Raw genomic sequence first — 11,883 nt, forward strand, 5'->3', positions numbered from 1 at the left:
CCTTCCTTGCTGATTGTTGTGCGCTAGGCCTACGTCTACTGCGCCCGGACCACACTCCCTAGTCAAAGCGCGAACCCTGACGGCCGCCTCCACTGAGTCTGCCAATCACCTGGCAATCTTAAAGCAGACCGAACCCCTTGAACTGCAACAGAAATACCGACACTCGAATTGGGAACCACCACGAGCGTAGGATCAAAAACGTGCGCAGCGACGGCGATACCTGGGACATTGTCAGCAGTGTCGGCCTGACTGCGCTGGGAGTGGCCGCATTTCGCGCCATAGAATCACGTCGCCCCCACGCCCTGATCGAAGATTCCTACGCGCCGTGGTTTGTCGCGGCCGCGGGCGAACCACACTTCACCGCGCTACTGGACAACCCGTCATCGCTGGAAGACCTCCCACTGTCCGGATTCATGGGCATTGGCATGGGCATCAGAAGTAAATTCTTCGACGAGTTCTTTCTCGACGCCGCCAGATCAGGAGTCGCCCAATCAGTCATCCTGGCAGCAGGATTGGATGCACGGGCCTATCGACTGAACTGGCCCACCGGCACTGCGGTTTTCGAAGTCGATCAGCCGCGGGTACTGGAATTCAAAGATCAGGTGCTCACCGAACACAGAGCGGAACCGAAAGCGGACCGTCACACGGTGGCTGTCGATCTGCGAGAAAACTGGCCCGCCGCTCTCGAAGCGTCAGGATTCGATCGCGCCAAGCCATCGGCATGGTCGGCAGAGGGACTTTTGGCCTATCTTCCCGGCAGCGCACATGACGCACTGTTCGAAAGAATCGACGAACTCTCCTCGCCAGGAAGTCGACTTGCCTTGAACTACTTCCCATCCGGAATGGACGGCAAACGATTCGCCGACATCAGAGCAAAGTACTTCAAGAAAGACCCATTCGGCGGCTTGGACTTGTCCGCATTGTTCTACGACGACCAGCGCGCCGACCCCAAACAGTGGTTGACCGACCGCGGTTGGTCGGTTCAGTGCCGCGACACCCTTGAACTGGCAAACGAGTACGGCCAACCGATCCCGGAACTTCCACCGGAACTTGCCGATTTGTCGAAACGCTCAGGCTATCTGACGGCCACGAAGTAGCGCCGACTCAGAGCGTCTTGATCAAGCCGCCGTCTATGACAAAATCCGCGCCTGTGATGTTTGCGGCGCGGCCTCCGGCAAGAAACACCACCAGGTCCGCGACTTCCTCCGGGTACGTGAATCTGCCCGTCTCCGAGCCTGCGGCTGCACTGTCCACAATGTCTTGGGCGCTGAGTCCGGAGACCCCGGCGAGCGTCGACGCTACCCCGCCCGACCCGAGCCACAACGCCGTCCGCACAGGTCCTGGGCTCACGGTGTTCACCCGAATACCTTGTGGAGCCAACTCTTTCGACAACGATTTGCACAGGTTACTCAAAGCGGCTTTTGCCGCGCTGTAGTCGATCACCGCTGGGTCCGGAAGGAACGCATTCACCGAACTGACCGTCACGATGCTCCCACCGCCGACCGTCATCGACGGCAGGGCAGCCCGGATCATCCTCACCGCGGACATGAACGTCACGCGCAGCGACGCATCCCAGTCGCCGTCCGTGACGCTGAGAAATCCCTCTGTCCGCGGCGTCACGGCGCCCACGTTGTTGATCAGGATGTCGATACTGCCGCGCTCTGCGGCTGCGGCAGCCAATGCCGGCGGACCGTCCGCACTCGCCAAGTCGACGGCAAGGAACGTGACACCGTCGCCGGTCTCGAGTTTCTCGATTTCTGCCGTGCGAGTTCGTGAACCCGCGATCACATGGGCTCCTTCTTCGACCAATGCCTGGGTGATCGCGAGACCGATGCCCTTGCCGGCACCGGTGACAATCGCGGTCTTCCCTTTGAGCAGTAGATCCATCGAACCGGCTCCCGTCCGACCGGTCGAAATCCGGCTTCGGCCGTAGAGTCTCCACTGCGATCGGGGGATAAACCTTGCGCCCGTAAGGTGCAATCCTCACTTTAGGGACCAAAATCCCAAAGTATGAACTCAGAAATATTTTCTCCGTAAATCGTTGGCAAACACGTCCGATGCGCCGTATTGTTTTCGACGCATGCTCCGGCGTGCTGGGACTCGTTGACGCTCATGGAGATGTTGGCAAGACCAATCGGAGGCAGGTCCTGCACTCCCACAGGGTGTGGGGCCTGTCCTCGATCTGGCGAATATCCCAGCTAAGATCGATCAGGTCGCGCAAATCAGATCAAATCAGCTCAGTACCAGTGCCGTCGGCCACCGACCGCGCGCCCCGTCGAGCCCAGCACGAACAAGATCAGCCCGATCACCAAGAGGACAACACCGATCGTCCACAAGATCGGAATATTCAAGAGAAATCCGATCAGCAGCAGGATAATTCCGAGAATAATCATGGCAGTCTCTTTCGACGACAAGCCCGCCACATACACGCGAAGTGACGGCACTCTACCTTCGAATACCCCGCTCACTTGCGTTTCATACCCCTCCTGACCGGGTATTTCGATAGTCCCCGCGCCACACAGCTGAGGAATCGAGCGGTTCCATGCGACGGATCGTGACTTTGATCGTGTTGATCTGGCTTGTTGTCGGTGCCATCGCGGCCGGCCAGCGAGGCTACTACAGCAACTCTCCATCCAACTGCGCCGGCGTGGGCACCATCGCCGTGACCGTAGTGGCGGGGCCCCTGAACTACTTCGGCGTCAACCCCAAGGTTACGGATTGCACTCTGCCGCAACCTAGTTCCTGACGAGTGCCGCACCCGCCCAAAGCCAGCCAACCCAAAGGCGGTGCCTGACACTGAAGGCAGTCAGCGCCAGGCACCGGGTTCTGGCGTGGGGGTGATGCAGGCTTCCCACTGCACCATCCCCACGGGGAGCAACACTAGCAAGAATCGAACAAATGTGCGAGTCCAATGGGGAGTTTATTGCGGCGGGCCATAAGCACCCGCACCGAAACCGGAACTGATCAGCATCAACACCATCAGGCCCCACCCTGCCCCCTGCCAAATGGGCCACACTCCACCCCGTTTCCACACCCGATACGTCTGGACAAAGGCAATCAGCCCACCGATCAGGAAGACAGCGGCCGGCGCGAAGGCCAGGGTGCCGAGCCCTGACGACCGGTCGAACAGCAGCAGCGAACACAGGACCGCAAGCGCGAGCCCGATCACCACACCTGTGAAGGTCGCCGCCCTGCGGAACTCCTCCGGATCCGACCACCGTTTCTCGGTATCCATCGCTGCGTTACGGCGCCGGGCCGACATGACCTGCTCCCTTCACTGGAATCTCTCGTGTGAATCTGCGGCCAATCGCATTGGATACCCAGCTCTCGTGTCGAATCAACCTGGAGCGGGTACGCGTGCGAAGAGACGAGCAACAAGATTCGACGACTACTACAGAGAGGAGTCGCCATGCATGCTGCGCGACTGAAGAAGGTCGGTTCGAGCGAAGGACCGTTTGCCTCGGTGTACTTCGAGGACGTCCGCAATCGTGAAAACTCACGTGAGCGCTTCGAGTTGGAGTGGCGTTCGATGCACAATCAATTGTCGAAACAGGGAGCACCAGATGCATTGATCGAACAGTTCGACAGTGTGAAGGACAATCATCACGGAATTTCCGGCCGGGCCGGACGCGCACTGGTGATCACGCCCGATGCCGTTCTGGTCGACGACATCATGCTCGAACCCACGGCGTCGACCGTCGTGACGGTTGGTTCATTGCCCTACCTGATTCCGCTCGTTGCACACGGACACGACACCGAGCCGTTTGTCCTCGCCAAGGTCGATCACACCGGCGCGGATCTGTGTGTGCGCGATGCGCGCGGGCGAGATGTCTACGGCGAATCCGTGGACGGAGACGGGTTCCCGGTACACAAAGCTCGAGTGGGTGGCCCCGACCGCTATATCGACACTCAATCCCTGGCGCAGGAGAACGTGCGAAAGAACTTGACCCAAGCCGCAACTCGCACCGCCGAACTGGCCCGCGAACACAAGGTGCAATTGGTGCTGATCATCGGCGAAGTTCAGTCGCGCACAGCATTCGCGCAGTATCTTCCGGCGTCACTACGCACTGTGGAGATCGAACGCGGATCACGCGCAGCAGGTTCTTCTCCGACCGAAGTAGCCAAGGCGATACGCGAACTCATCGATACCGAGCGGTTGAGGCGTATGGACACCGAAACCGAGCGCTTCATGGCCGGTCAGGGCCGCGACACCGAACTGTCGGTCGACGGCACTGCCCGTGTGCTCGATGCGCTGGAACAGGGCAAGGTCGAGACTCTGCTCTTCACTGATCCCGATGACAAGGAAGTATCCAGTAATTCACACTTTGCACCCGCGAATCGACTACTCCCCTATCTAGCGATCCGAACCGGGGCCGAACTGATTCAGGTAGACGAACGCCTTACTCTCGCAGACGGATACGGAGCGATATTGAGGCATCCGTGAAGTACTCCGTCACCGTGACGCGTGGCGCCCCTGCGAATCCGGGAAGCCGTCGGCGATAGCGGCGACCAACTCGAGATAGGCACGCGCAGTGCGTTTGTTCAACAACTTCAGATCTATGGGCCCGCCCTCCCCGAGATGGTCGTCGTACGGGAGGGTGCAGACCGCCCGAACTCCGCGCTGGGAAAACACTTCCTCGAGCTGGTCCAGATCGAGCGACGACGATCCAGGCCGCGTTGCGTTGATCGCAACCACCGACCGGCTCACGAGGTCGCCGTAACCGTGTTTGGTCAGCCAACTCAACGTGGCGGCTGCGCTGCGCGCTCCGTCCTGAGCCGTCGGACTGACTACTACCAAGGCGTCAGCCTCGTCGAGGATTCCGTACATCGCCGAATGCATGATGCCGGTGCCACAGTCGGTGATGAGAATGTTGTAGTGCACTTCGAGGATGCGTAGCGTGTCGAGGTAGTCCTGCTCGTTGAACGACTCCGATGTTTCCGGATCCGCTTCGCTGGCAAGGATTTCCAACCGGCTGTCACCTTGCGACGTGTAGTACCGCACATCACTGTACGTACGAATATTACTGTCTGCCAACAGATCACGAACCGTCAAGTGATGCTCGCGATGTTCTCGATCGGCGAGGGTACCGAGATCAGGATTGGCGTCGATCGCAACAATCCGATCACCACGGATCGACGCAAACGTGGAGCCGACGGTCTTTGCCGCCGTCGTCTTCCCAACCCCACCCTTGAGCGAGATGAAGGCGATCTTGTACACGCCGCGCACCGTCCGATTAGCACGACGGACCAGCGCCTGATGTTCGAGTTCCACCGCCGACTGCCCGGTGTTGATCCGCCCACCCGAAAGCTTGAACAGCAGAGCACCGAAACCGTGTTCGGGCGGACGTTTGGCGCGCTTGATGATGTCCAGGTCGTCGACGGAGGTCATCGCTTGTGGCGTCGAGGTTCGGAAATCGGCCGGCTCGTCGCGTCGCACTTGCCGCATCCGTTGACTCGGAAGCGGTTTGACCGGAACCTCGTCGCTCTGCGGTAGATCGAACTGCGGCGTAAAGGTAACGGTTCGAACCGAATTCGCGTAGGTATCGTCAGAGCCGCTCAGCAGATCATCCGTGTCGGCTGTTCCGGAACCGTTCTGTTTGAATCCACCATTCGAACCGTTGTTATCGCTGTGCACCGTTTTCCTAGGTCAAGGTCGAATCAATTCGGACATCACATGTCGGGACGCTATCACTGCCGGGCCGCATCGGCCCGTCGGTGATACCGCAAATGCGGGCCGATTTGTTACACAACACAGTTCGATGACTTTGGTCCTCAAAACTCCCGATCCGCCAGCAAATCAACCGGCATACCAGTTGTCCGGTACGTATTGCGCCAGAACGCATCCGAAATCGCCTGCCGCAATGTGTGGGCAAAGAAGACGGGCACTCAACCGAACAAATGTCCAACTTCGGCGCACCTACTAACCGTGGTAGTAGGTGCCTGTATCCTTTGCACCTATGACCTCCCGCCTCGCTGATGTCGCGCAGTTGCGCGGCGGATTTGTCGGCGGCACGTCCGGAGCGGTATCCCTCGCCGCCCACGCACTCGGCGGCGGAGGCATGGCGCCGTCGCAAAGTGCGGTGGTCTTGTTGCTCCTCGCCTGCGCGAGCGTCGGCGCCGTCGTTGCTTCCATCGATACTCGTCGCTCGCCCACCGCGGCCTTGGCTCTCATGCTTGCTGCCGGGCAGGCAATCGGCCACACAACACTGACCATTGCCTCAGACCACCAGCACGGCGTTGTTCCGTCGCTCCCGATGCTCGCGGCTCATATCGCTGCGGTCGGAGTCTGCGCGGCGGCGATCCGCGGCGCCGAACGCGGCTACGTCGTTGCGGCGTCCACGGTGGCAACAATCGTTGCAGTCCTGCTGCGGCCCTGGGCGCCGCAGCACTCACCCCTCACCGTCCGCACTCGCTACCGCGCCAAAGTTGTTCTCCGGCAACTTCTCACCTCCGGTCTGGGCACGCGCGGCCCGCCGGCATTCGTGTAACTCCCTTTCCCTATCCCTTTCCTTTCTGCGCACGAAATCCCGTGCGCCCCATTGCTGTGCGCCTTTACCAACCGCCGACGGTTAAGAAAGGCGCACAGCGGGATCGAGTACACGCATGTCCGCACCCGAAATGGAGCGCGCGCAGCCGCACGCTTCCAACGACAGTTCCCCTCCGAAGAAGAAGGCCGGCGGCGCCAGACCCCTGATCCTGCGCCTGCATTTCTACGCCGGAATTCTCATCGGACCGTTCATCCTCATCGCGGCGTTGAGCGGTGGCCTCTACGCGGTGGCACCCACCATCGAGAAATTTGTCTACAGCGACTACCTACAAACCGACAGCACCGGACAGCTCGCATCACTGAACGATCAGATCCGCTCCGCTCAGCAGTACCGCCCGGACTTGACGGTCTCAGCGGTCCGCCCGTCTCCTGCCGCCGGCGAAACCACCCGAGTTCTGTTCACCGATCCGTCTCTCGGCGAGTCCGAGAGACTCGCGGTATTTGTCGACCCGGTGCTCGCTCAACCGGTCGGCGAGTTGACCGTGTACGGCAGTAGCGGCTCGCTGCCGGTCCGAACCTGGATTTCCCAGCTCCACCGCAACCTTCATCTCGGCGAACCGGGACGCCTGTACAGCGAGCTGGCCGCGTCGTGGATGTGGGTGGTTGCCCTCGGCGGTGTCTACCTGTGGTTCCGCCGGTACCGAACCTCTCGCAACGCCCGTCTGCTCACCCTGGATCGAACGTCCGCCGGGCGTAACCGAACCCTGAACTGGCACGGAGTTGTCGGCATCTGGATCGCAGTAGCACTGGTGTTTCTCTCGGCAACCGGGCTCACGTGGTCGACATACGCCGGTGAGAACGTCAGCAACATGAGAACCGCACTGAGTTGGACCACCCCTTCGGTGGTCAAGACACTTGGCGGCGCTCCCGCGCAGCCGTCCGGCGGACACGACGGTCACGACATGGCCCCGATCGCCACCGGCACTCTGACGGACACGAACGTCGGACGGGTCGACGCGGTCCTCGGCATCGCCAGGTATCGCGGCATCACCGGCCCCGTCGAGGTGTCGATCCCAGCTGATGCACACACCGCTTTCACCGTCGCCCAGACGCGTCAGCCCTGGGTTATGAGCAACAACACCATTGCAATCGACGGAGCAACACAGAAGGTCACCGACGAGCTGTGGTTCGCGGATTGGCCTATCGCGGCAAAACTCTCGGCCTGGGGAATCCAGCTGCACATGGGACTTCTCTTCGGTCTCGCCAATCAGATCGCGCTCGCCGCACTCGCCGTTGCGTTGGCGAGCATCGTCATTCGCGGCTACATCATGTGGTGGCGTCGACGACCCATCCGAGGATCCGAGTGGGCTGTAGGCCGAGCACCCACACGCGGTGGCATCCGAAAACTCGCTCCGATCAGCGTTGTTGCACTGATCGCCTGCACCGCCCTGATCGGCTGGTTAGTTCCGCTGCTCGGCCTCAGCCTGATCGCATTCCTCCTGATCGACCTTTCTGTCGCGGCACTCCGACGCCGCGCAACCACCTGATACTCGAACTACGGAGATACACATGTCTGTTCGCACCACACTGTTCACCGCCGCCGCGTTGGCAGCAGCCCTGACGCTGACCGGTTGTTCATCGGAGTCCGGCAAGGAAACCGAAGCGGCACAATCCATCACGATCGAGGATCAATGGGTCAAGGCCGCGCCGGGCGGCATGAGCGCGGCCTTTGCCGAGCTCGTTAATTCCAGCGACAAAGACGTACGCGTCGTCTCGGCCACCAGTCCGGCGTCCGCTCGCGTCGAGCTGCACGAAGTTGTGACCGGAGACGCCGGGACAATGACCATGCGCCCCAAGGACGGTGGTTTTCGGGTTCCCGCGAACAGTTCCGCCAGCCTTGCGCCAGGCGGCGATCATCTGATGTTCATGGAACTCGCCGGCCCGCTCCTCCCCGGCGCCGAAACCGACGTCACCCTGATCTACGACGACGGTTCCAGTTCCACCTTCACAGCCCAGATCCGCGACTTCTCCGGTAACCAGGAGAACTACGACCCCAATCACGGTGGCTGAGAACAGCAACCTGCGACTGAGCCGGCGGCGTCTCCTCGGAGGTGGCGCCGCCGCGCTTGCGGTCGCGGGAACAACGTGGGGTGCGGCGACTCTGGCGCAGGCCGATGAACCGTCTCCGGGTAAAGCCGTCGTTCCGTTCCATGGCGTTCATCAGGGAGGCGTCAGCACCCCGCCGCAAGCACACGCCACCTTTGTCGGCTTCGATCTGCGACCAGGAGTCGACCGGGCCGCCGTCATCGGAATCATGAAGATGTGGACAGCCGACGCTGCTCGCCTCACTGCGGGAATGCCCGCTCTGGCCGATACCGAGAAGGAACTGGCGGTTGATCCGTCGAGGCTGACGATCACCGTCGGCTACGGGCCCGGACTGTTCACCGCTCTGGGGTTACAGGATCGGGCACCAGCGTGGTGCGCTCCGCTACCGAGCTACCCGATCGACCGACTCGAAGATCGCTGGGGCGCAACGGATCTTCTCCTTCAGATCTGCAGCGACGATCCCGTCACCGTCGCGCATGCGGTACGGGTACTGACCAAGAACGCTCGCTCACTGACCTCAATTCGGTGGACGCAGAAAGGGTTTCGCAGCGCACGGGGAACCGCGCCCGAGGGAACAACTATGCGTAACCTCATGGGCCAGGTCGACGGTACCGTCAACCCGGCGCCGGGAACCACGGATTTCGACTCCCTCGTATGGAGCGACGGCGCCGATCAGCCGTGGTTAGCCGGGGGAACGTCGTTGGTGCTTCGGAGAATTCGCATGGAAATGGATACGTGGGACGAACTGGATCGACCGGCGCGTGAACTCACGATGGGTCGCACGTTGTCGAACGGCGCTCCGTTGACCGGCACCGACGAGTTCGACGAGGCTGATTTCACCGCTACCGACAGGTTCGGTATCCCGGTCATTCCGCCGGGATCACACATCGCACGCTCGCATCGAATGCACGAGGGAGAGCAGTTCTTCCGTCGTGCCTACAACTACGACGACCCACCGGAAGGCGAGGAAACGTCCAACTCCGGGCTGATCTTCGCGGCGTTCCAGCGGGACATCGCGGCGCAGTATCTGCCCGTTCAGCAGCGACTGAGTGACTTCGACGCACTCAACGAGTGGACAACGCCGATCGGTTCGGCCGTCTATCTCATTCCGCCCGGATGCGAGGAAAACGACTACCTCGGCAGTGGACTACTGAAATAGACGAAGTTGGGCTCCGAAAACTCCGGAGCCCAACCTCGTCTTACTTCTTACGCGGACCTTACTTCTTACGCGGACCCGGCATCGCCGCACCGGGGCGAGCGGTGGTCAGTCGGGTAACCCAACCGCTGACCGGCCACTTCTTGAGTCCGACGTTGTGCGGTGTGATTTCGGTGCCGACGTACTTGGCCGCCAGCTCCTCGTCGACGTCGCCGGTGAAGCGCCACAGCATGCTGCCGTCGGCGTTACGAGTGGACACCTCCCACGACTGCGCGCGGAAAGCGCCACGAATGATGCTGTCCGCGAAGACGAGTACAGGAATCCCGGCTTCGGCACGCACTGCGGCGCCGGCCGCCCATTCCTGGCGGGCGAGTTCGTAGATCTCTTCTGCGGTGGCGCCGGCGCGAGCAGAACCCGGAACATGCAGCACCACACTGGGTGTCGGCAATTCCGGTGCCGGATCTGCGGAATAGCGGAGGGCGATTTCCTCGACGCGGGTTGCCCGCAGATCCTTGTCAGTGACCTCACCCGCAAGGTTGGTCAGGTTCTCACCCGCCTCACTGATCCGCAGCGTCTCCACGATGCCGCTGACCACGGCGTCTGCCGTGCCGCTTGCATCCGCACCGGATACGCTGCGGATGAGAACGTAGTGCTCGACTGCCGAACCGGCGTCGTAGATCTCACGAATGCGTGAGATTTTTGCAGCGGTCACTCCGGGTGTATCCGCTGCCCCGGAGGCTCCTTCGAGGTTGTCGAGTTCACCGAGTGCCTCGAAAACCGAAGCGAATACCTGGTTTCCGGTGCCGTGGCCGACATGGAACACCTGGTTGTTACGCGGGTCACGCAACGCGAACACATACTCTCCCAAGCGCTTTCCGACCTTCTCGGAGAACGGTTGCGGAGCCGGCTTACGGACGAGCACCTCGGTGGACAGCGTCCGCATCACCGCGAGCCTGAGCGCATCGGGCACACTCGACGATGCTGCGGCGCCCGAGAAGATGGCTGCCGACGCCGAACTGATCGACGTGAACGTGCGACCGACCTGCTTCTCGAGCGAGGCACACACAATGCCGACCGCGCTCAGCCTCGAGTCGAGGGTGCCTTCGCCCTCGGCGAGAAACTCCTTGATCAACGGTGCTACGAGCAGGGTGGGGCTGATACCACGCGGAACTGTCCAGACAATAGCCATGCCACGAGCCTAGGCGATCACAAGCAGGCCCGAGGTCAGTCGCACGTCATCGGGACATTTCCGGCCAGCGGGACTGCCCGATACGGACCCGGCGCTACCGCCACAGAATCGGTGCATGAACAGATTTGTAGGCAAGGTAGCGATCGTCACCGGCGGTTCTCAGGGAATGGGAGAAGCAACCGCCCGACTCCTCGCAGCGGAAGGCGCGACGGTTGTCATCGGCGACGTGCTCGACGAGAAAGGCGCCGCGGTCGCTGCCGATATCGGCGGCGTCTTCCACCATCTTGATGTCAGCAGCGAATCCGATTGGGTGAGCCTCGTCGAAGACACGACTTCCCAGTTCGGCACTGTGGACGTCCTGATCAACAATGCGGGCATGCTTGCCTTTGCCGCTGTCGAGGACATCGACGTCGCTGCCGTCGAAAAGTTGTTCTCCGTCAACGTCATCGGCGCAATGCTGGGCGCGAAGACTGTTGTTCCCGTGATGAAGAAAGCCGCGCGTGGCGTGATCGTCAACATTTCGTCCGTCGACGGCTTGCGCGGAGTGAACGGCCTGAGCGCCTACACCGCCAGCAAATGGGCGGTCCGTGGACTCACCAAAACTCAGGCACTCGAACTCGGACCGTCGGGCATCCGCGTCTGCTCGGTACATCCCGGTGGCGTCGATACCCAGCTGGGCAACCCGATGGGCCGCACGGGCGACGACCTGCAGAAGCCGTACGGTCAGGTTCCGCTGCGGCGAATCGGGCTCCCCGACGAGGTGGCCCGGGTAACGGCCTTCGCTGCCAGCGACGACGCAAGTTACATGTCAGGAGCCGAGCTGGCCGTAGACGGCGGTTGGTCGGCAGGCACCTACTACCCTGGGTTGCCCGGCAGCTGACGCACTGATATCCGACGCACTAACATCAGTGGTTCCTCGTACATCCGAAAAAAGGAACCGGCACT

The 11,883-nt window shown here is 61.4% G+C and carries 13 protein-coding genes; 8 read left to right on the forward strand and 5 right to left on the reverse strand.

All coding sequences use genetic code 11. The features are described from left to right. Positions 1-200 precede the first annotated feature (200 nt). Positions 201-1,097 (forward strand): class I SAM-dependent methyltransferase, encoded by an 897-nt coding sequence (locus EEB13_RS08280; protein ID WP_033231652.1) that lies wholly within the window; start codon positions 201-203, stop codon positions 1,095-1,097. A gap of 7 nt (positions 1,098-1,104) precedes the next feature. On the opposite strand, the gene EEB13_RS08285 is transcribed toward EEB13_RS08280, so the two are convergent. Continuing rightward, entirely contained in the window at positions 1,105-1,887 is a 783-nt protein-coding gene (locus EEB13_RS08285; RefSeq protein WP_141485025.1) for an SDR family NAD(P)-dependent oxidoreductase, read from the reverse strand. Between the two features lie 350 nt (positions 1,888-2,237). Further along, positions 2,238-2,393, reverse strand: a complete 156-nt coding sequence (locus tag EEB13_RS31475) for a DUF6131 family protein (RefSeq protein ID WP_092803415.1) — start codon at positions 2,391-2,393, stop codon at positions 2,238-2,240. A 149-nt stretch (positions 2,394-2,542) separates the two neighbouring features. On the opposite strand from EEB13_RS31475, the gene EEB13_RS08290 reads away from it, so the two are divergent. Continuing rightward, entirely contained in the window at positions 2,543-2,746 is a 204-nt protein-coding gene (locus tag EEB13_RS08290) for a hypothetical protein (protein ID WP_033231655.1), read from the forward strand. 174 nt (positions 2,747-2,920) lie between these two features. On the opposite strand, the gene EEB13_RS08295 is transcribed toward EEB13_RS08290, so the two are convergent. After that, the gene (locus EEB13_RS08295; RefSeq protein ID WP_052683353.1) at positions 2,921-3,262 is read right to left on the reverse strand and encodes a hypothetical protein; all 342 of its coding nucleotides are present in this window, start codon (positions 3,260-3,262) and stop codon (positions 2,921-2,923) included. 147 nt (positions 3,263-3,409) lie between these two features. On the opposite strand from EEB13_RS08295, the gene EEB13_RS08300 reads away from it, so the two are divergent. Continuing rightward, entirely contained in the window at positions 3,410-4,444 is a 1,035-nt protein-coding gene (locus EEB13_RS08300) for a hypothetical protein (RefSeq protein WP_033231657.1), read from the forward strand. A gap of 9 nt (positions 4,445-4,453) precedes the next feature. Here EEB13_RS08300 and EEB13_RS08305 read toward each other — a convergent pair whose 3' ends face one another. Beyond that, a complete protein-coding gene (locus EEB13_RS08305) occupies positions 4,454-5,635 on the reverse strand; it encodes a MinD/ParA family protein (RefSeq protein WP_033231658.1) in 1,182 nt (393 codons plus the stop codon). A gap of 322 nt (positions 5,636-5,957) precedes the next feature. Here EEB13_RS08305 and EEB13_RS08310 point away from each other — a divergent pair, with 322 nt between their 5' ends. The 4 genes from EEB13_RS08310 to EEB13_RS08325 all read left to right on the forward strand — a co-directional run bounded on the left by EEB13_RS08310 (position 5,958) and on the right by EEB13_RS08325 (position 9,752). Then, positions 5,958-6,488 (forward strand): hypothetical protein, encoded by a 531-nt coding sequence (locus EEB13_RS08310; protein WP_033231659.1) that lies wholly within the window; start codon positions 5,958-5,960, stop codon positions 6,486-6,488. 115 nt (positions 6,489-6,603) lie between these two features. Beyond that, positions 6,604-8,034 (forward strand): PepSY-associated TM helix domain-containing protein, encoded by a 1,431-nt coding sequence (locus EEB13_RS08315; RefSeq protein WP_141485026.1) that lies wholly within the window; start codon positions 6,604-6,606, stop codon positions 8,032-8,034. A 22-nt stretch (positions 8,035-8,056) separates the two neighbouring features. Continuing rightward, positions 8,057-8,557 carry a copper chaperone PCu(A)C gene (locus EEB13_RS08320; protein WP_033231661.1) on the forward strand — a complete coding sequence of 167 codons (501 nt, stop codon included), beginning with the start codon at positions 8,057-8,059 and terminating at the stop codon, positions 8,555-8,557. Then, entirely contained in the window at positions 8,550-9,752 is a 1,203-nt protein-coding gene (locus EEB13_RS08325) for a Dyp-type peroxidase (protein WP_045064553.1), read from the forward strand. The genes EEB13_RS08320 and EEB13_RS08325 overlap by 8 nt, the downstream gene beginning before the upstream one ends. Before the next feature lie 58 nt (positions 9,753-9,810). Here EEB13_RS08325 and EEB13_RS08330 read toward each other — a convergent pair whose 3' ends face one another. Further along, positions 9,811-10,938 carry a GIY-YIG nuclease family protein gene (locus EEB13_RS08330; protein ID WP_095886984.1) on the reverse strand — a complete coding sequence of 376 codons (1,128 nt, stop codon included), beginning with the start codon at positions 10,936-10,938 and terminating at the stop codon, positions 9,811-9,813. Between the two features lie 115 nt (positions 10,939-11,053). Between EEB13_RS08330 and EEB13_RS08335 the strand changes: the two genes are divergently transcribed. Next, complete coding sequence (locus EEB13_RS08335; protein ID WP_033231664.1) at positions 11,054-11,818, forward strand: SDR family NAD(P)-dependent oxidoreductase; 765 nt, start codon at positions 11,054-11,056, stop codon at positions 11,816-11,818. Positions 11,819-11,883: the final 65 nt, after the last annotated feature.

The sequence above is a fragment of the Rhodococcus sp. WS3 genome (genome assembly GCF_003797085.1).
GTDB lineage: Bacteria > Actinomycetota > Actinomycetes > Mycobacteriales > Mycobacteriaceae > Rhodococcus_F > Rhodococcus_F globerula.

Excerpts from the sequence above, each read along its gene's own strand:
- EEB13_RS08315 (WP_141485026.1), top strand. The coding sequence starts at position 6,604 with ATGTCCGCACCCGAAATGGAGCGCGCGCAGCCGCACGCTTCCAACGAC.
- EEB13_RS08290 (WP_033231655.1), top strand. The coding sequence starts at position 2,543 with ATGCGACGGATCGTGACTTTGATCGTGTTGATCTGGCTTGTTGTCGGT.
- EEB13_RS08330 (WP_095886984.1), bottom strand. The coding sequence starts at position 10,938 with ATGGCTATTGTCTGGACAGTTCCGCGTGGTATCAGCCCCACCCTGCTC.
- EEB13_RS31475 (WP_092803415.1), bottom strand. The coding sequence starts at position 2,393 with ATGATTATTCTCGGAATTATCCTGCTGCTGATCGGATTTCTCTTGAAT.
- EEB13_RS08285 (WP_141485025.1), bottom strand. The coding sequence starts at position 1,887 with ATGGATCTACTGCTCAAAGGGAAGACCGCGATTGTCACCGGTGCCGGC.
- EEB13_RS08295 (WP_052683353.1), bottom strand. The coding sequence starts at position 3,262 with ATGTCGGCCCGGCGCCGTAACGCAGCGATGGATACCGAGAAACGGTGG.
- EEB13_RS08335 (WP_033231664.1), top strand. The coding sequence starts at position 11,054 with ATGAACAGATTTGTAGGCAAGGTAGCGATCGTCACCGGCGGTTCTCAG.
- EEB13_RS08320 (WP_033231661.1), top strand. The coding sequence starts at position 8,057 with ATGTCTGTTCGCACCACACTGTTCACCGCCGCCGCGTTGGCAGCAGCC.
- EEB13_RS08310 (WP_033231659.1), top strand. The coding sequence starts at position 5,958 with ATGACCTCCCGCCTCGCTGATGTCGCGCAGTTGCGCGGCGGATTTGTC.
- EEB13_RS08300 (WP_033231657.1), top strand. The coding sequence starts at position 3,410 with ATGCATGCTGCGCGACTGAAGAAGGTCGGTTCGAGCGAAGGACCGTTT.